The 16509-nt window shown below is 64.0% G+C and carries 14 protein-coding genes; 6 read left to right on the forward strand and 8 right to left on the reverse strand.

Going from position 1 to position 16509, the window contains the following annotated elements:
- Positions 1–53: 53 nt before the first annotated feature.
- Positions 54–1184 (forward strand): beta-aspartyl-peptidase, encoded by a 1131-nt coding sequence (iadA, locus tag PG879_RS09790; protein WP_010674265.1) that lies wholly within the window; start codon positions 54–56, stop codon positions 1182–1184.
- A gap of 82 nt (positions 1185–1266) precedes the next feature.
- Here iadA and PG879_RS09795 read toward each other — a convergent pair whose 3' ends face one another.
- Positions 1267–2169 (reverse strand): lysine exporter LysO family protein, encoded by a 903-nt coding sequence (locus PG879_RS09795; RefSeq protein WP_029314327.1) that lies wholly within the window; start codon positions 2167–2169, stop codon positions 1267–1269.
- A gap of 532 nt (positions 2170–2701) precedes the next feature.
- Between PG879_RS09795 and PG879_RS09800 the strand changes: the two genes are divergently transcribed.
- The 4 genes from PG879_RS09800 (at position 2702) to PG879_RS09815 (ending at position 5853) form a co-directional block, all read left to right on the forward strand.
- Complete coding sequence (locus PG879_RS09800) at positions 2702–3472, forward strand: ABC transporter ATP-binding protein (protein ID WP_010674267.1); 771 nt, start codon at positions 2702–2704, stop codon at positions 3470–3472.
- A gap of 65 nt (positions 3473–3537) precedes the next feature.
- Positions 3538–4311 (forward strand): ABC transporter substrate-binding protein, encoded by a 774-nt coding sequence (locus tag PG879_RS09805; RefSeq protein ID WP_010674268.1) that lies wholly within the window; start codon positions 3538–3540, stop codon positions 4309–4311.
- A gap of 105 nt (positions 4312–4416) precedes the next feature.
- A complete protein-coding gene (locus PG879_RS09810; protein ID WP_010674269.1) occupies positions 4417–5157 on the forward strand; it encodes an ABC transporter permease in 741 nt (246 codons plus the stop codon).
- A 3-nt stretch (positions 5158–5160) separates the two neighbouring features.
- Positions 5161–5853 carry an ABC transporter permease gene (locus PG879_RS09815; protein ID WP_010674270.1) on the forward strand — a complete coding sequence of 231 codons (693 nt, stop codon included), beginning with the start codon at positions 5161–5163 and terminating at the stop codon, positions 5851–5853.
- Between the two features lie 57 nt (positions 5854–5910).
- On the opposite strand, the gene PG879_RS09820 is transcribed toward PG879_RS09815, so the two are convergent.
- The 3 genes from PG879_RS09820 to PG879_RS09830 form a co-directional block, all read right to left on the reverse strand.
- Positions 5911–6552, reverse strand: a complete 642-nt coding sequence (locus tag PG879_RS09820) for an energy-coupling factor ABC transporter permease (protein WP_053288556.1) — start codon at positions 6550–6552, stop codon at positions 5911–5913.
- A 94-nt stretch (positions 6553–6646) separates the two neighbouring features.
- The gene (gene pflA / locus PG879_RS09825; RefSeq protein WP_010674272.1) at positions 6647–7489 is read right to left on the reverse strand and encodes a pyruvate formate lyase 1-activating protein; all 843 of its coding nucleotides are present in this window, start codon (positions 7487–7489) and stop codon (positions 6647–6649) included.
- Positions 7490–7564: 75 nt separating this feature from the next.
- The gene (locus PG879_RS09830; RefSeq protein ID WP_161469664.1) at positions 7565–10504 is read right to left on the reverse strand and encodes a sensor domain-containing phosphodiesterase; all 2940 of its coding nucleotides are present in this window, start codon (positions 10502–10504) and stop codon (positions 7565–7567) included.
- A gap of 134 nt (positions 10505–10638) precedes the next feature.
- On the opposite strand from PG879_RS09830, the gene PG879_RS09835 reads away from it, so the two are divergent.
- Complete coding sequence (locus PG879_RS09835; RefSeq protein WP_161469663.1) at positions 10639–12327, forward strand: FAD-dependent oxidoreductase; 1689 nt, start codon at positions 10639–10641, stop codon at positions 12325–12327.
- Between the two features lie 110 nt (positions 12328–12437).
- On the opposite strand, the gene PG879_RS09840 is transcribed toward PG879_RS09835, so the two are convergent.
- The 4 genes from PG879_RS09840 to PG879_RS09855 are packed head-to-tail and all read right to left on the reverse strand — an operon-like array spanning position 12438 to position 16506.
- Positions 12438–12866, reverse strand: a complete 429-nt coding sequence (locus PG879_RS09840) for an ion channel (RefSeq protein ID WP_161469662.1) — start codon at positions 12864–12866, stop codon at positions 12438–12440.
- A gap of 1 nt (position 12867) precedes the next feature.
- Positions 12868–13896 carry a DUF2955 domain-containing protein gene (locus tag PG879_RS09845; RefSeq protein WP_161469661.1) on the reverse strand — a complete coding sequence of 343 codons (1029 nt, stop codon included), beginning with the start codon at positions 13894–13896 and terminating at the stop codon, positions 12868–12870.
- A gap of 8 nt (positions 13897–13904) precedes the next feature.
- Positions 13905–14996 carry an HlyD family secretion protein gene (locus PG879_RS09850; RefSeq protein WP_161469660.1) on the reverse strand — a complete coding sequence of 364 codons (1092 nt, stop codon included), beginning with the start codon at positions 14994–14996 and terminating at the stop codon, positions 13905–13907.
- Complete coding sequence (locus tag PG879_RS09855) at positions 14989–16506, reverse strand: efflux transporter outer membrane subunit (RefSeq protein ID WP_043156293.1); 1518 nt, start codon at positions 16504–16506, stop codon at positions 14989–14991. Before PG879_RS09855 ends, PG879_RS09850 begins: the two co-directional genes overlap by 8 nt.
- Between the last annotated feature and the right edge of the window lie 3 nt (positions 16507–16509).

A 16509-nucleotide genomic window follows, 5' to 3' on the forward strand; every position in this document is an offset into this window, starting at 1 on the left:
AACAGTCGGAGGGAGCCTGCTCCCTCCTTTTTCATGCAGCAAGGAGAGACCCCATGTTGACCCTGATCGAGGGTGCACAGATCCATAGTCCGGCCCCGCTCGGCCAGCAGGATCTGCTGGTGGCGGATGGCCGCATCGCCTGGATGGGCAAGGGACTGACGGTTCCGGTCGACTGGCCACTGACGCGGGTGGACGCTGGCGGCCGCTATCTGGTGCCCGGACTGGTAGACCCGCTCGCCCATATCACGGGAGGGGGAGGCGAGGGAGGCTTCGGCTTTCGCACGCCGGAGCTCTCGGCAAGGGAAGCTCTGGCGGCGGGGGTTACCACGCTCGTGGCGGCCCTCGGCACCGACAGCCTGACCCGCAGCCCGGCCCAGGTGCTGGGGAAGGTGCGCGAGTTTCGCGCCGCCGGGGTGAGCGCCTTCATGTACACCGGCTCCTACCACCTGCCGGTCAAGACCCTCACCGGCACGGTGGAGTCGGACATCATGCTGATCCCCGAAGTGCTGGGGGTGGGGGAGGTGGCCATCAGCGATCACAGGTCCAGCGCCCCCACCCACGACGAGCTGGCGCGCCTGGCGAGCGAGGCGCGGGTGGCCGGGCTGTTGTCGGGCAAAAGTGGCGTCAGCTTCTTTCACCTGGGAGATGGCCGCGGGGCGCTGGCGCCCCTGCGGGCCCTGCGCGATGACACCGACATCCCGCTTCGCCAGCTCTACCCCACTCACTGCAACCGCAATCCCTGGCTCTTTGCCGAGGCCATCGAGTGGGGTCGGGCAGGCGGCTGGGTCGACCTCACCACGTCGAGCTTCCCGGACCTGCTGGATGACGGGGAGCGGCTCGCGGCCGACGCCCTGGTGGCGTTGCTGGCGGCTGGCGTGCCCGTGGATCGCATCAGCTTCAGCTCGGACGCCAACGCCAGTCTGCCGCGCTTTGACGGCGAGGGGCGGCTCATCGAGCTGCGCTGCGGCCAGATAGGGAGCCTGTGGCAGGAGGTGGTGGCGGCCTGCGGCAAGGGGGTGGCGTTGGAGACGGCACTGGCGGTAGTGACGGCCAATCCGGCCAGGGCGTTGGGGCTTGCGAGCAAGGGTACCCTGGGGGTGGGGCAGGATGCGGATTTGCTGCTGATCGATCCTGATACGTTCACCATCGAGCGGGTGATGAGTGGGGGTCGGTGGCGCACCTGAATACCGGCGCCTGTCATTCAGCCCGCTCAGTTCATCAACAAAAAGCCCGGCAGCAGTGCCGGGCTTTTTCGTGCCATGGGGCTCAGATGGCCAGGAACCCCAGGATCAAAATGGGGCCGAGCAGGCTCAGGATAAAGCCGGAGACGATGGCCACCGGCACCACCTGGATGCCGCCGGATTTCTGGATGACAGGCAGGGTGAAGTCCAGCGCCGTGGCGCCGCCGTAGCCGATGGCGGCGCTGGGGTGGCGGCGCATCAGCACCGGGATGATGAGGATGGCGATAAGCTCGCGCCCCAGATCGTTGATGAAGGCGGCGGAGCCCAGCACCGGGCCCAGCTTGTCCGCTACCAGGATGCCGGAGAGCGAATACCAGCCAAAACTGGAGCTTATCGCGAGGCCATGGGCAAAGGGCATGCCGAGCAGCTGGGCGGCCAGCAGGCTGCCGAGCCAGCTGCTGAGGATGACGGTGAGCGCGATCTTCATGCCCCAGGGGTTGAGCAGGATCTGGCGCAGGCGCATGCCGGAGTTGCGCATCTGGATGCCGATGAGCAAGAGCAGCAGCATCAGGGCCCACTCGCTCCACTTGTCGATGGGCAGGGCGCGCAGGTCCACCACCAGCCCCAGCAAGACGCCCCCCAACACCACGAAACAGAGCTGGAGGGATTCCCACAACAGGTGCAGCTTGCTCGGCATCTTGCCGTCACTGGCCTCGTGGGTGGGGGGGCTGCGTTTGTCCAGCCACCACAGGGCCAGCAGGTTGCAGAGGGTAATGGCTGCGAGCATCACCCCTGCCACCTTGAAGATCACTGCCAGGTTGCTGCCCAGGTTCTCCACATAGGCCAGCCCCAGCCCCATCAGGAACAGGATGAGGTAGACCATCTTGCCCAGGGACTGGTTGACCAGCTTGATCAGACGGGCGGAAGAGAGGGGAACCAGATAGCCGATCACCAGCGGCAGCAGGATCAGCAACACATTGAGCAACATCGGGGCCTCGATCACAAAACGTGGAAAAACGGCACCTTATCACGACTTGTTGCACCTGTGTCACGGATCTGTGCATCAGCATGGCCCATACGGGACTTTTTTATCATATTGTTGTGTTTTTTGATGACAGTCGGCTCTGTATGCAAACAGAGAAAGAGGGCCACATCACCTGAAAAATCAATTTCATCCCCATGAAATGACGAGAGAAGGGGAATCTGCCTGGGTGAATAAAGTCCTTTTGGGTGACATCTGGCGGATATGGTGAAATATGCTTGCTACCAGTGCGATGCGGGTATAAAAGAGCGGTAGGGAAGGTGCGACAAAAAATGGATTTTATGCAGACAAAGTGCTGAAAAATACTCAATAGGCCAATAAAAATACAGATAAAACACCAAATACCTCGGTTCTGTATTGTTTTTTCACTACCTCAATGATATTTTCGCTGAAGGTTGCCATCGGTTAACGTTTTGTTAAATTAACGATGGTGGAGTCACGCCGAAGCGGCGTCTAGGGACAGACAAGGTTGTAATGGATGAGCGACGTTGCCGCACTGGAAGTTCGTGATCTGCACAAGTATTTTGGCACCCACGAAGTGCTCAAGGGCATCGATATGACGGCCCACAAGGGGGATGTGATCTCCCTCATCGGCTCCTCGGGTTCGGGGAAGTCGACCTTTCTACGCTGTATCAATCTGCTTGAAACCCCCTCATCGGGCAGCGTCTCCCTCCATGGGGAGCTGATCCGGATGAAAACCAGCCGTTCCGGCGAACGCCTGCCGGAAGACATGCGCCAGGTGGAGCGTATCCGCAGCCGACTGGCCATGGTGTTTCAAAGCTTCAATCTCTGGTCCCACATGACCATCATGCAGAACATCATCGAAGTGCCCATCCAGGTGCTCAAGGTGCCCCGTGCCGAGGCCATCGCCAAGGCGGAGCATCTGCTCAACCGGGTGGGGCTGTGGGAGCGTCGCGACTATTATCCCGGTCACCTCTCCGGCGGCCAGCAGCAGCGGGCCGCCATCGCCCGGGCGCTGGCGGTGGAGCCCGAGGTGATGCTGTTTGACGAGCCTACCTCGGCCCTCGACCCTGAACTGGTGGGGGAGGTCCTTGGCCTGATGCGCGAGCTGGCGGAAGAGGGGCGTACCATGATGGTGGTGACCCACGAGATGTCCTTCGCCCGCGACGTGTCGAACAAGGTGATGTTCCTGCACCAGGGGCGCGTGGAGGAGGAGGGGAATCCCAAGGAGATCTTCGCCCATCCCAAGTCGGAGCGATTCAAGCAATTCATCTCGTCCATCTATTGATGGACGGGATTCAATTTAAACCATCCGTACTTTCAACGATCGACGTGTTTATCAAGGAGAGATACATGAACAAGCTGATGCTGGCGACTGCCGTGATGACGGCCCTGTGTTCCGGTAGCCTGATGGCCAAGGAGTGGAAAGAGGTCCGGATCGGGGTGGAAGGGGCCTATCCCCCCTTCTCCTGGACCGAGCCGAGCGGCGAGGTGAAAGGCTTCGACATCGACATCGCCAACGCCCTGTGTGAAGAGATGAAGGTGAAGTGCACCCTGATCAAGCAGGACTGGGACGGCATCATTCCGGCGCTGCTGTCGCGCAAGTATGACGCCATCATCGCCACCATGGACATCACCGAAGAGCGCAAGAAGAAGGTGGACTTCACCCAGAAGTACCAGCACATCCCGGCGCGCTTCGCCGCCAAGAAAGGGACCGAAATCCAGCTCGACAAGGCCTTCATGGACGGCAAGACTATCGCCGTGCAGCGTGCCACCTCCATGGACACCTACATCACCGACAACTTCCCCAACGCCACCATCAAGCGCTACGGCACTGCGGATGAAGCCTACCTCGATCTGAAATCCGGCCGTGTCGACTACGTGATGGCCGACTCCGCCGCCATCAGCGACGGCCTGCTGAAGAAGGAAGGGGGCGATGCCTTCGAGTTCATCGGCCCGAAACTGACCGATCCCAAGTGGTTTGGCGAGGGTGCCGGCATCGCGGTGCGCAAGGCTGACAAGGATCTGAAAGAGAAATTCAATGCCGCCATCCTGGCCCTGCGTGCCAATGGCAAGTACAAGGAAATCAACGACAAGTACTTCGACTTCGACGTGTACGGCGAGTAAGCCGACGTCAGGCGAACAACGACAGGTTGATCCCGTCAGTAGTCATCGGGCCCGTTGCCTTCCGCTGGGAGTGACGGGCCCGATTGCGATGGAGCTGCATTGCATATGTTTGATTTGAAAGGATACGAAACCTCTCTGCTGGAGGGGGCCTGGATCACCCTGGAGGTGGCGCTCGCCTCCCTGCTGCTGGCCCTGGTGCTCGGCATGCTGGGGGCCTTGGCCAAGCTCTCTCCCTACAAGTGGGCACGCGGCATCGCGGCGGCCTACACCACCGTCATTCGCGGCATCCCGGATCTGGTGCTGATGATGCTGCTCTTCTTCGGCGGCCAGGTGCTCATCAACGGGATCTGCACCTGGGTCAACGAGGCCTACAACAACCACCTGCTGGCGAGCAACCCGAACCAGGAGTGGGTCTCCCTGCTGCCCGATTACATCGACATCAGCCCGTTTGCGGCCGGGGTCGCCACCATCGGCTTCATCTTCGGCGCCTACATGACCGAGACCTTCCGCGGCGCCATCCTGGCGGTGGACAAGGGGGAGCTCGAGGCGGCCCGTGCCTTCGGTATGCGGGCAAGCCAGGTCTTTGTGCGGATCCTCTTTCCCCAGATGATGCGCCACGCCCTGCCCGGGTTTGGCAACAACTGGCTGGTGCTGCTGAAAACCACTGCCCTGGTCTCCATCATCGGGCTCGATGACATGGTGCGAAAGGCGTCGCTCGCGGCGGGCTCGACCCAGCAGCCTTTCACCTTCTACATGGCGGTGGCGCTGATCTTCCTGGTCTTCACCGCAGTCTCTACCTCGGCGCTCAAGTGGGCCGAGCGTCACTACGCCATCAAGACGAGGTAAGCCATGGATTTCTCGATCATTCTCAAGGAGTGGCCCACCTACTGGGAGGGGCTCTATACCACCATCTGGCTGGTGGCCGCCTCGCTCATGCTGGGGCTCATGCTGGCGGTGCCCATGGGCATACTGCGCAACAGCCGCAACTGGTTGATAAAGGGGCCAATCTGGGCCTATATCTACTTCTTCCGTGGCACCCCGCTTCTGGTGCAGCTCTTCATCATCTACTACGGTGCCGCCCAGTGGGAGTGGCTCAAGAACAGTGCGGCCTGGTCCCTCTTCTCGGAAGCCTGGTTCTGTGCCCTGCTGGCGTTCACTCTCAACACCGGTGCCTACACCGCCGAGATAGTGCGTGGCGCCGTGATGAACATGCCCAAGGGGCAGATCGAAGCGGCAAGCGCCTTTGGCATGACCCGCTGGCAGACCCTCACCCGCATCATCCTGCCCAACTCGTTTCGCCGTGCGCTGCCGGCCTACAGCAACGAGGTGATCTTCATGCTGCAGGGGTCGGCGGTGGCGGGCATCATCACCATCGTCGATCTGACGGGGGCCGCGCGGATCATCAACTCCCGCTACTACAGTCCGTTCGAGGCGTTCCTGACCGCAGGTCTGCTCTACATGCTGCTCACCTTCGTCATCGTCTGGTTGTTCAAGAAGTGGGAAGCCCGCTGGCATGCCCACCTGCGCCCGCGCAGCGTCTGACTGCCAGCAGAGAAAAAGCCCGCAACTGCGGGCTTTTTTTATGGACTACGGGCAGGTTCAGCGCCCCAGGTACTCCCTGTCGAAGAAGGTGTTGACCCAGTGGGGGCGATAGACGGCGAGCAGGGTCATGGTCATGCCGTTGAGGAGCGCCTCGGGGAAGAGCAGCAGCGGCCAGATGGAGAGGTAGTCGGCGCTGATGGTGTGCCAGGAGTAGGTGCCGCTCACCCCCATCAGCAGGGCGCTGGCGAGCACCTTGGCCGAGATGCTCAGCGCCCCCCCGAGAAATGCCGCCACGAACAGGTAGACGAAGAGGTGGCGAGGCAGCCAGGCCCAGCTCCCCAGAAACAGCAGCCAGCTGGTGGCCACCGGCAGGGCAACGCCGATGAGGGCCTGCCAGCCGATGTCGGCCAGGGGGATGACCCCGAAGTAAGCGAGGAGCAGCAGGGTGAGGCAGGGGGCGAGCAGGGCGAGGCGCCAGCCCAGCAACAGGGTCAGGCTGGTGAGGCCGAGAAAGTGGATCTCGAGCCCCTCGTGCAACCCGGCCCGCAAGGTCCACAGCGGTACCAGCACGATGGCGCCGCCGAGGCAAAGATGCTGATAGAGCGGGTGGGCGCCAAGGGTGCGCAGCAGGGAGGCGTTCAGACTGAAGGCGAGCAGCACCAGCCAGAGCAGGAGGGCGGCGACTTGTCCTTCACTCATGAGCGGTTCCCCCGGATGCGGCTGTCGGTGATGGCGCCGTGGCGAATGCCGGCGCAATGAAAAGAGGCCGCCCTCTGCCGGGCGGCCTCCTGTCTCAATACTTCACGTTGGGGTGATACTTGCCAAGGATGCCCTGGACCCTGTCCATGGTCTCCTTGCTGGGGGGCTTGATGCCGACCAGATCGTAGGTATCTCCCAGCACGTCCCACTTGTGCTTGCCAAGTTCGTGGTAGGGCAGCAGCTCCACCTTCTCGACGCACTCCCCCAGCTCGGCGATGAACTGGCCGAGTCCTTCTGCGCTCTCGTCATCGTCGGACCAGGTGGGTACCACCACGTAGCGGATCCACATGGTCTGGCCGCGGGAGGCCAGGTAGCGGGCGAACTCCAGGGTGTACTTGTTGCTGACGTGGGTGAGGGGAATGTGCTTCTCGTCGTTGATCTGCTTGATGTCGAGCAGCACCAGATCGGTGTTGTCCAGCACCCGGTCGAGCAACTCGTCGTAGTGACGCACGAAACCGTTGGTATCCAGGCAGGTGTGGATCCCCTGGGCCTTGCAGGCGGTGAACAGTTCGGCGATGAACTCCTGCTGCAGCATGGCCTCGCCGCCGGAGGCGGTCACGCCACCGCCGGAGGCATTCATGAAGTGACGATAGCTGGTGAGATCCTTCATCAGCTCGGGCACGGTGACCTCGCGGCCGCCCTGGGTGTCCCAGGTGTCCCGGTTGTGACAATACTTGCAGCGCATCAGGCAGCCCTGCATGAACACGATGAAGCGGATGCCGGGGCCGTCGACGGTCCCGCAGGTCTCGACGGAGTGGATCCGGCCAATGATGTCGGTAGTGCCGGTGTCGCTGGCTTCAACGGTCGGGATCCGCTGCGTGCCGGGGGTGGCAGGTCCCTTGGATTCAACGGCGGGGATCCGGTTAATGACTGACATAGACGACTCCAATGGTGCGGACAAGGTTCGAGCGGTCGTTATTTTATGACAGAAAGCCCTATAAATCCTACCAGTTTAGCCCGCAGGGGTGGCACCCAGCAGGCTCTCCAGTGCCTTGACGGGGAGCGGCCGGCTGGTGAGGAAGCCTTGATAATGCTGGCATCCCAGGGCCTTGAGCACGGCGAGCTGCTCCTCTTCCTCCACCCCTTCGGCGGTGACGGTGAAACGAAACACCCGGGCGAGATCCAGGATGGCCTTGACGATGGCCTTGTCCTGTTCGCTGTGGACCAGGGTCTGGATGAAGCTTCTGTCGAGCTTCACTTCGTCGGCGGGCAGATCCCGCAGATAGGCCAGGGAGGAGTAGCCCGTGCCGAAGTCGTCGATGGAGATGAGCAGGCCGAGGGCCTTGAGCTGGCGGATCCTGGCGATACTCTCCAGCCGGTTTTCCAGCACCACGGACTCGGTGATCTCCAGCAGCAGGCGCGACGGGGGCACCCCGGTGTCCCGCAGAATGTACTCCACCTGCTGCACGAAACCGGCGGTGTGGAACTGGCGGGCGCTGACGTTGACCGACAGATGGGGGATGGCGAGACCGTTGTTGAGCCAGAAGCTGTACTGGGCGCAGGCGGTCTTCATCACCCAGTAGCCTATCTCCTGGATCAGGGTGGTCTCCTCGGCGATGGGGATGAACTCCCCGGGTGGCACCATGGTGCCGTCGGCCTTCTGCCAGCGCAGCAGCGCCTCTATGCCCGAGAGCGTGCCGTTGTCGACCCGGTATTGGGGCTGGTAGTGCAGCACCAGCTCGTTGTTGCGCAGGGCATCGCGCAGCTGGTTGTTGAGAGAAAGCTTGCTCTTCTCTTTTTCCGCCATGGCTTCACTGAAGAAGATATGGTTGCCCTGGCCCGCGCGCTTGGCCATGTGGACGGCGGTATCGGCCTGCTGCATCAGGACAAGGTGATCCTTGTCGTCATCGCTGAACAGGCTGATCCCCACGGAGGCGCTGCAGTGCAGCTTGTGATCGCCGATGTCGAAGGGGGCACGGAAGATCCCCATCAGCTCCCGGGCAAAGTGCTCCGCCAGGATCTTGGCGGTGATATAGCCCTGGCCCAGTGCCGTGAAGAGCAGGGCAAATTCGTCACCCGAAGTGCGGGCGAGCACCAGGTTCTCCTGGGGCAGGGACTTGAGTCGCACCACCACGGCCTGGAGCAGCAGATCGCCGCAGGCGTGACCGAGGGAGTCGTTGATGGATTTGAAGTTGTCCAGATCCAGCAGCAGCAGGGCCCCCCACTGACCACTCGGGGCCTGCAGGGTGCGCTGCATGATGTCGGTCAGGCTGCGCCTGTTGTAGAGATCGCACAGGTCGTCGTAGTAGGCGAGGCGCTCGATGTGGCGGGCGGTCTCCTTCTCCTGGGTGATGTCGTGGAAGCTGCAGACGAAGTGACTGATCTCCTCCTCCTCGTCCTTGACCCCGCTCACCATGAGCCGCACCGGGAAGAGGTGTCCTTCCCTGTGCAGGCATTGTTCCTCCCCGAGCCAGTATCCCTGCCGGTTGACCGCCGCGATCACCTCCTCCTTGAGGGTGTCGCCATAGTAGGTGGGCCTCAGGGCGTCGATGTGCAGGCCCAGCATCTCCTCGCTGGCAAAGCCGGTGATGCGGCTGAAGGAGGCATTGACCTTGAGGATGATGCCCCCGGGATCCATCACCAGCAGGCCGTCGTGGGTGTTGAAGGCCACTTCGGCCAGGCGCAGGGCATCGTCATTGGCCAGGCGCTGCAACTCGCTGGCGGCCCGCTCGCGCTGTTCGTAGAGGACGTCCAGCAGGGGCGCGGGATCGGCCAGAGGGGTGGCGAGCAGCAGGGTGAGCTGCCCCAGGGGGAGACCGTTTGGCCCCGGGAAGGGGATGCCGACATAGGCCTTGGCGTCGAGGGCCAGCAGCTGGCTGGACTGGGGATAGCGCAGGGCCAGATCTTCCACGTAGAGACTCTGCCCGTGCTGAAAGATCTCCCGGCCCGGGCCGATGTCCATGGGCATGGGTTTGACGACGGCGAAAGCATCCCCCTCCACCACGCAGCGGGGAATGAGCCAGAGATCCTGGCCGCGAGGCTGAAACTCGCCGATCCAGCCCCTGTGGGCACCGCTCAGGCCCATGGCCCAGCGCAGCAGGGCGCGGCAGTAATCGTTGCCGGTCAGGTTGGCAAGCCCCGGGGGAGGCGCGAGGTCCGGGGCGTCGGTCGCCACGGGGTCCGGCTGCCAGTGGCCGAGCAAGCGGGCACAATGACGCACCAGTTGCAGGGTGTCATCGCTGATGAGGGTGCTCTCGGCATACTCCAGGCTGAGCACGCCGATGAGCTTCTCCTGCTCCAGCAAGGCGCCGTCCAGGCGGGAGCAGACATTGGCATCGGCCAGATAGTAGTGCTGGCTCAACATGGGCTGGTGGGCCGCCTCCGAGAAGCTCAGGGCGCCCCGGGCGCGCAGGGCCCGGATGTAACGGCTGTCTCCGCGAATGGCACCGAGCGCGTCCACCCCCAGGGTGAACACCGGGGTCAGCTGTTCGCCGCCAAGGGCGCCATGGGCCTGGTAGTGCCAGAGGATCAGGCGATCGGCCCCAAGGCACTCCTTGAGGCTCTCCAGCATGGCGTCATACTGCTGCTGGCTGGCCATCTGGCTCAGGCGCGGCAGTTGCAGGGACAGGCTGGCGGCGCTCTCCTGGGACTGAGTCTGCAGGCAGATGAGCCAGAAGGCGTCCTGCTCGTGGGAGAGGGAAATGTGCCAGAGGAGGGCGTCAAAGCGCAGCACCAGCTTGCCCCCCTTGCCGCTGGCCAGCCGCTGCTCGATGGGTTGGCGCAGGGCGTCCGGCAATTGGGCCGGCCAGGCACTGCGGGGCTCGTCGAGCCAGTGGAGCGGCGTCTGCATCACATCGGTCAGGGCGACCAGCCGTTGACTACGGGTATCCAGGCGGAAGAACAGGGGCGCCTGGCTGGCGGTCGGAAGATGGCTGAGCGCGGTAGACGACATGAACTGACACTATCCTGTTGAGCAATTGTCGGAGGGCAAGAATACTGCAAATCCGTGGCAAACAAAATTTCATTGAATTCTAAATTAGATAAGTCTAATTTATTGGTCATTTCCTGTTGAGTGGAGTCTTGCAGATGAAACGGATCCTGATAGTGGGTGGTGTGGCCGGGGGGGCGTCCGCCGCCGCCCGTGCCCGCCGTTTGAGCGAAGAGGCGGAGATCGTGATGTTCGAGCGGGGCGAGTTCGTGAGCTTCGCCAACTGCGGTCTGCCTTATCACATCGGGGGGGATATCCCGGATCGGGATGCCCTGCTGCTGCAGACACCGCAAAGCTTCAAGCGCCGTTTCAACGTGGATGTGCGGGTGTTTCACGACGTCATCGAGATAGACAGGGCCGGCAAGAGCCTGCTGGTGCGCAACCTGCTCACCGGCGAAGAGCGGCGCGAAGCCTACGACGTGCTGCTGCTGAGCCCGGGCGCTGCCCCCATCCGGCCTCCCTTCCCCGGCATCGAGAGCCCGGGGGTACACACCCTGCGGAGCATTCCCGACATGGATCGCATCCTGGCGGCGCTGGCGCACGACAAGACCCGCCACGTCACCGTGGTGGGGGGCGGTTTCATCGGGCTGGAGATGATGGAGGCGCTGCACCAGCGCAAGCTGGATGTCACCCTGCTTGAGCTCTCCGATCAGGTGATGGCGCCGGTGGACAAGGAGATGGCCAACATGCTCCATGCCCGTATCCGGGAGGAGGGCATCGATCTGCGCCTGCGCACCGGCCTCTCGGCCATCGAGAGCCTGGAGGTGCCTGCCGAGAAGACCGCCGCCGTGGCGACCGCCCAGCGGGGTGGACTGCGCCTGACCCTCAATGACGGCTCTCATCTCGACACCGGCCTGTTGATCCTCGCCATCGGCGTCAAGCCCGAGACTCTGCTCGCCGCCAAGGCGGGGCTGGTGCTGGGACCGCGGGGCGGCATCAAGGTGGATGCGGGCATGCGCACCTCGGATCCCTGCATCTTCGCGGTGGGGGACGCGGTGGAGGAGACCGACTTCGTCACCGGCGAGTCCGTGCTGATCCCGCTGGCGGGCCCCGCCAACCGGCAGGGGCGCATTGCCGCCGACAACATGCTGGGGCGAAGCGAAACCTACAAGAAGACGCAAGGGACCGCCATCTGCAAGCTGTTCGATCTGGCGGTGGCGAGCACGGGGCTGAACGAGAAGCGGCTGGTGCAGCTGGGGCTGCCGTTCGAGAAGGTCTATGTCCACCCGGGCAGCCACGCCGGCTACTACCCCGGTGCCCACCCGGTCAGCCTCAAGCTGCTGTTTGCCCCCGATGGCAAGATCTACGGCGCCCAGGCCATCGGCAAGGATGGCATCGACAAGCGCATCGACGTGCTGGCGGTGGCCCAGCGCGCCGGCCTCACCGTGTTTGATCTGCAGGATCTGGAGCTCACCTATGCGCCGCCCTTTGGCTCGGCCAAGGATGTGATCAACATGGCCGGGTTCGTGGCGAGCAACCATCTGAAGGGGGACACCCTGCTCTGCCACGCAGCCGAGGTGCAGGCTCGCCACCCCCATCAGCTGGTGGTGGATGTGCGAAATGGCCCCGAACTCGACAAGCTGGGGCGCATTCCGGGGGCGCTGCACATTCCTCTGGACGAGCTGCGTGGCCGCCTCCATGAGCTGCCCAGGGATAAAGAGCTGCTCATCAGCTGCCAGGTGGGTTTGCGCGGTCACGTGGCCTGCCGCCTGCTGAGCCAGCACGGTTTTCGGGTGAAGAACCTCTCCGGCGGTTTCAAGACCTGGCAGACGGTGATCGCCGAGTAGATCCTCCAGGCTGAAATGGCCCGATTGATCACTCTGTATGCAAACGGGCCACTCCAGTGAGTGGCCCGTTTTGTTGCCGCACGGGTTTGCCGCAGGTGGCCCCCTCGCTCTCAGGGGGGGCTGTCAGCGAGCTGATTGCGAATGTGGTGCTGCAAGACCGCGAGCATGGAGGCGCCGGAGAGGCCTATCATCAGGGCACCGTTGACCGCCTCCAGGGGGCCGAGCAGCTTCCACTGCGGGCTCATGACGATGTCGCCATAGCCCAGAGTGGCGAAGTTGACCCCGGAGTGATAGACGGCCTCCTGCAGGGTATCGAACTCCCCGAGCCACAGGAAGAGCACTCCCCAGACGCCGATCTGGGCCAGGTTGCCCAGCATCACCAGGGTGATGATGCCAAACAAAGCCAGCATGCCGGCCAGGGCCCCCTCGCGTCGATTGAATCGCTTGACGTAGAAGCGGATGCACCAGACGGATACCAGGGATTGCAGCAGCATGTTGACCAGGATCACCGGGATGCCGACCAAAAAAATCGTTAACATATCAATCTCCTAGCTTGGCTTCTGCCAGTGGGCGGCCGACTGGCCACCACTGTTCGAGCAGCAAGATACAGAGCCAGCCATAGCCGGCCACCACCAGATAGAGGCCGCAGCGCATGGCGGCCGCCAACCACACATCCTTGCCGGTGGCGCTGTCCTCGATGGCCGGGCCAAACAGGATGAGCGCCGTGATCCAGGCGTTGCTCCAGAAGGATGGCGGGAAACGCCCCGCCACCAGCCGCACCAGGCGCCGCGCCAGCCAGAGGGTCATCAGGGCAAGCATCAGCACCAGCATCAGGAGCGAGGGCCAGAGGCTGAGCCCGAGCCAGAGTGCGAACGCCAGCAGGGCGCCCATCAGGGTCGAGAGCACCAGCTCCTGGCCCGCCTGTCTGGCGTTGAGGGAGGTACTCTGCTGGGCCAGGGTCACCGTCTTCATCACCGCCGGAATGTAGAACGCCGGATTGCCGAGGGCCATCAGCCACACCGGCAGCACCATGGCGACGGCGCGCAGCGCCAGCCGCTCGGGGTGTTCGGGGGGCAATGGCACGGGCCTTGCCGCCGCCCCGGCCACCGGCAGGGGAGGGAAGAGCGCGTGGGCCAGGCGGTTGACCAGGGTGCCTATCAGGATCCCCAGTCCCATCATCTGGGCAAGGGCGATGGCAAGGGACTGCTCGATGAGACCGGCCACCGGGATCACCGTGATGGCCATGATGAGCAGCATGGCGGCGGCCCCCTTGCCGGCCATCGCCTGCTGCATCAGCAGGTAGAGCAGCAGGGCGACGAGCAGCACGGCCGCCAGGGCATAGTGGGTCAGCAGGGGCACCAGCAGCACGCCGCCGACCATCACGGCCAGCAGCAGAGCGCCACCCAGCAACCCTTTGCCAAGGCTGAGCGGCTCGCCGGGTCGGCACAACACCACCCAGGCCATGATGACCCCGAGGTGGGGCATGGGCAGCGCCAGGCCGTAACAGATCCCCGTCGCGAGCCCGATGCCCGTGCCAATGCGCAGTACAGCCCTGTCGGCGTTATGCATCTGGCGTCTCAATAGAGGAAGGAGAAGAGGCTCATCAGGCGGATATAGAGCGTCCCCAGGAGGTGCATCACCCCGCTCTCGCCGGTGTAGACCAGCACGTCGGCCTGACCACCGATCCGCAGCGCCTCGACCGGTGGAAAGTCGTCGCCCATGAAGGCGACCTTGACCGGGAAACGCTGGGCCTGGCGCAGCCAGTCGCGGTTGTTGTCCACCGTGGGAAGGGTACCGGCGGGCTGGTTCTTGCCATCGCCCACCCCGTAGCCGACGCTGCGGATCTTCCCCTCGAATAGCTGTCCAGGCAGGCTGTCGAGCAGGATGGCGACCTTGTCCCCTGGTCGAATGTTGCCGAGGTTGTTCTCCGTCAGATCCGCCGATACCCAGACGTCGTGGATGGCGATCAGGGTCATGGCCGGGGCGCCGGCCCCGATGAACTGGCCTGCATCCGTGCTGAGGTCGGTGATGAGCCCCCGGCCCGGCGCCACCACGCGGGTGTTCTGGCGATCCAGCTCGGCCTTGTGCACCGCCGAGCGGGCACTGAGCAGCTGGGAGTTGTCATCGCCGCTCTCCCCGGCGGCCTCGATGGCGCGGCGAACGTCGGCTTCGGCCGCCGCCACCTGGCTCTTGGCGGTCTCGCGGTTGGCCTGGGCCACCTCCAGGCGACGCACCGAGATGGCCCCCGGATCCTCCCGATAGAGCCGCTCCTGGCGCTCGGCATCCTTGGCCGCGTTGTCGTAGGCAGCGCGCATGGCCATCAGTGAGGCCTCGGCCGCCTTGACCCCTTCGGTATTTGCCTTGACGCCGCTCAGCACCGTCTGGTAGTCGGATCTGGCCTTGGCCAGGGCGATGTCATAAGGCTCGGGATCGATCTCGAACAGGGGGGCGCCAGCCTCCACGTCCTGATTGTCGTGGACATAGACCCGCTTGATCTGGCCTGCCACCTCGGCGGCGACGGGAACCACGAAGGCCTGCACCCGGGCCTGGGAGCTGTAGGGGGTCAACCTGTCCGCCAGCAGATACCAGGTGAGCAGGAGGAGGATCGCGGCCAGCAGCCCGAGGGTGGCGCGGCGGCTGGCCTGACCGGGAGAGGCTGTGTCAGTCATGGGTGTTTGCCTTCTGTGTCATGGGGGAGTGGGCTGCGTCGAGCAGGGGGGCCCAGTCGGCGCGCGTGCGCAGTTGAGCCTCCACCTTGGGGGTCACCAGGGGACGTTCGCGCCCCTGTTCCCAACCGCCACCCAGTGCCTTGTAGAGGGTGATGAGGTCGCGCATCCGGGCACCACGGCTGTTGACCAGGCGCTCCTGCTGGTTGAACAGGGCACGCTGGGAGTCGAGTACCCGCTGGAAGTCCGCCATCCCCTCGCGGTACTGGGTGTTGGCGATTTCGAGGGAGCGGCGGGCGGCTTCGCCGGTCTGGGTCAGCAGGGCGATCTCCTCCTGGCCGTTGGCATAGGCCACGGCCGCGTCATCCACCTCGCGGGCCGCCTTGAACACGCTGTCGCGATAGCGTTCGTGAAGCTGCTGGAAGCGGGCGTCCTGCACCAGGATCTGGTTGCCGAGCCGCCCCTGATCCAGCAGGTTCCAGCTCAGCGAAGGACCGACGGCCCAGGAGAAGGTGCCACTTTCCCCGCCGCTGGCATTGACTCCCAGGGTGCCGAGCAGGGTGATGGAGGGGTAGAGCTCGCTCTCGGCCACCCCTATGAGGGCAGACTGGGCGGCCAGCTGACGCTCCGCCACCCGCACGTCAGGACGGCGGCGCAGCAGATCCGCCGGCATCTCGGTGACCAGGGCCAGCTCGCCCTGGGGGATCTTGCCGGTGTCTGAGGCCATCTCGGGCAGGGGACCCGGGGCTCTGGCGAGCAGGGTGGAGAGGGCGTTCTGGTTTTGGCGCAGGCTGGTCTCGAGCTGGGGAATGCCGGACAGGGTGCCCAGGTACTGGGTCCTGGCCTGCTGCACGTCCAGCTCGGCGCTGTTGCCGCTCTTGAACAGTCGCTCGGTGATCTCCAGGCTGCGCCGCTGGATGCGGGCATTCTCCCGGGCGATCTGGAGCCTGGCCTCCAGGGTACGGATGCTCACATAGAGCTGGGCCACCTGGGCGGCCATCAACACCTGGATGTCGTCATATTGGGCCAGGGTCGCGAAATAGCTGGCATCCGCCGCCTCGACTCCGCGCTGGAACTTGCCCCAGAAGTCAAGTTCCCAACCGAGGTTGAAGCCGGCGCCGTAGCTGTTGCCCGCGCTGCTGTGGCCGCCCCGGGTCTGACCTGCCTGGAGGAATTCTGCCGTTCCCACCGTCGCCTGGGGGCCGAGCAGGCTCTCGGCGATGCCAAGCTGGGCCTGGGCCTCGAGGATCCGCAGGCCGGCGATCTGCACGTCCGGATTCTTGAGGAAGGCCTCCTCCACCAGGGCGCTCAGCACGGGATCGTGCAAGTTGTCCCACCATCGTCGGTAGTCGGTCACCGTCACCGCCTGCTGACCCTCGCTGGCGCTGTGCCAGTTGGCCATCTCCTCGACACCGGGGGCCTGATAATCGGGCCCGAGCAGAGTACAGGCACCGAGCAGCAGGCAGGTGCCCCCTGCAAACAGGGGGCGAAGGAGAGAAAGTGCGTCGGCCATGGG

Origin of the sequence: Aeromonas sp. QDB63 (assembly GCF_027707425.1) — a bacterium.
Taxonomy (GTDB): domain Bacteria; phylum Pseudomonadota; class Gammaproteobacteria; order Enterobacterales; family Aeromonadaceae; genus Aeromonas; species Aeromonas caviae.

Coding starts and splice junctions, on each gene's coding strand:
- iadA (WP_010674265.1), top strand. CDS start 54: ATGTTGACCCTGATCGAGGGTGCACAGATCCATAGTCCGGCCCCGCTC.
- PG879_RS09795 (WP_029314327.1), bottom strand. CDS start 2,169: ATGTTGCTCAATGTGTTGCTGATCCTGCTGCCGCTGGTGATCGGCTAT.
- PG879_RS09800 (WP_010674267.1), top strand. CDS start 2,702: ATGAGCGACGTTGCCGCACTGGAAGTTCGTGATCTGCACAAGTATTTT.
- PG879_RS09805 (WP_010674268.1), top strand. CDS start 3,538: ATGAACAAGCTGATGCTGGCGACTGCCGTGATGACGGCCCTGTGTTCC.
- PG879_RS09810 (WP_010674269.1), top strand. CDS start 4,417: ATGTTTGATTTGAAAGGATACGAAACCTCTCTGCTGGAGGGGGCCTGG.
- PG879_RS09815 (WP_010674270.1), top strand. CDS start 5,161: ATGGATTTCTCGATCATTCTCAAGGAGTGGCCCACCTACTGGGAGGGG.
- PG879_RS09820 (WP_053288556.1), bottom strand. CDS start 6,552: ATGAGTGAAGGACAAGTCGCCGCCCTCCTGCTCTGGCTGGTGCTGCTC.
- pflA (WP_010674272.1), bottom strand. CDS start 7,489: ATGTCAGTCATTAACCGGATCCCCGCCGTTGAATCCAAGGGACCTGCC.
- PG879_RS09830 (WP_161469664.1), bottom strand. CDS start 10,504: ATGTCGTCTACCGCGCTCAGCCATCTTCCGACCGCCAGCCAGGCGCCC.
- PG879_RS09835 (WP_161469663.1), top strand. CDS start 10,639: ATGAAACGGATCCTGATAGTGGGTGGTGTGGCCGGGGGGGCGTCCGCC.
- PG879_RS09840 (WP_161469662.1), bottom strand. CDS start 12,866: ATGTTAACGATTTTTTTGGTCGGCATCCCGGTGATCCTGGTCAACATG.
- PG879_RS09845 (WP_161469661.1), bottom strand. CDS start 13,896: ATGCATAACGCCGACAGGGCTGTACTGCGCATTGGCACGGGCATCGGG.
- PG879_RS09850 (WP_161469660.1), bottom strand. CDS start 14,996: ATGACTGACACAGCCTCTCCCGGTCAGGCCAGCCGCCGCGCCACCCTC.
- PG879_RS09855 (WP_043156293.1), bottom strand. CDS start 16,506: ATGGCCGACGCACTTTCTCTCCTTCGCCCCCTGTTTGCAGGGGGCACC.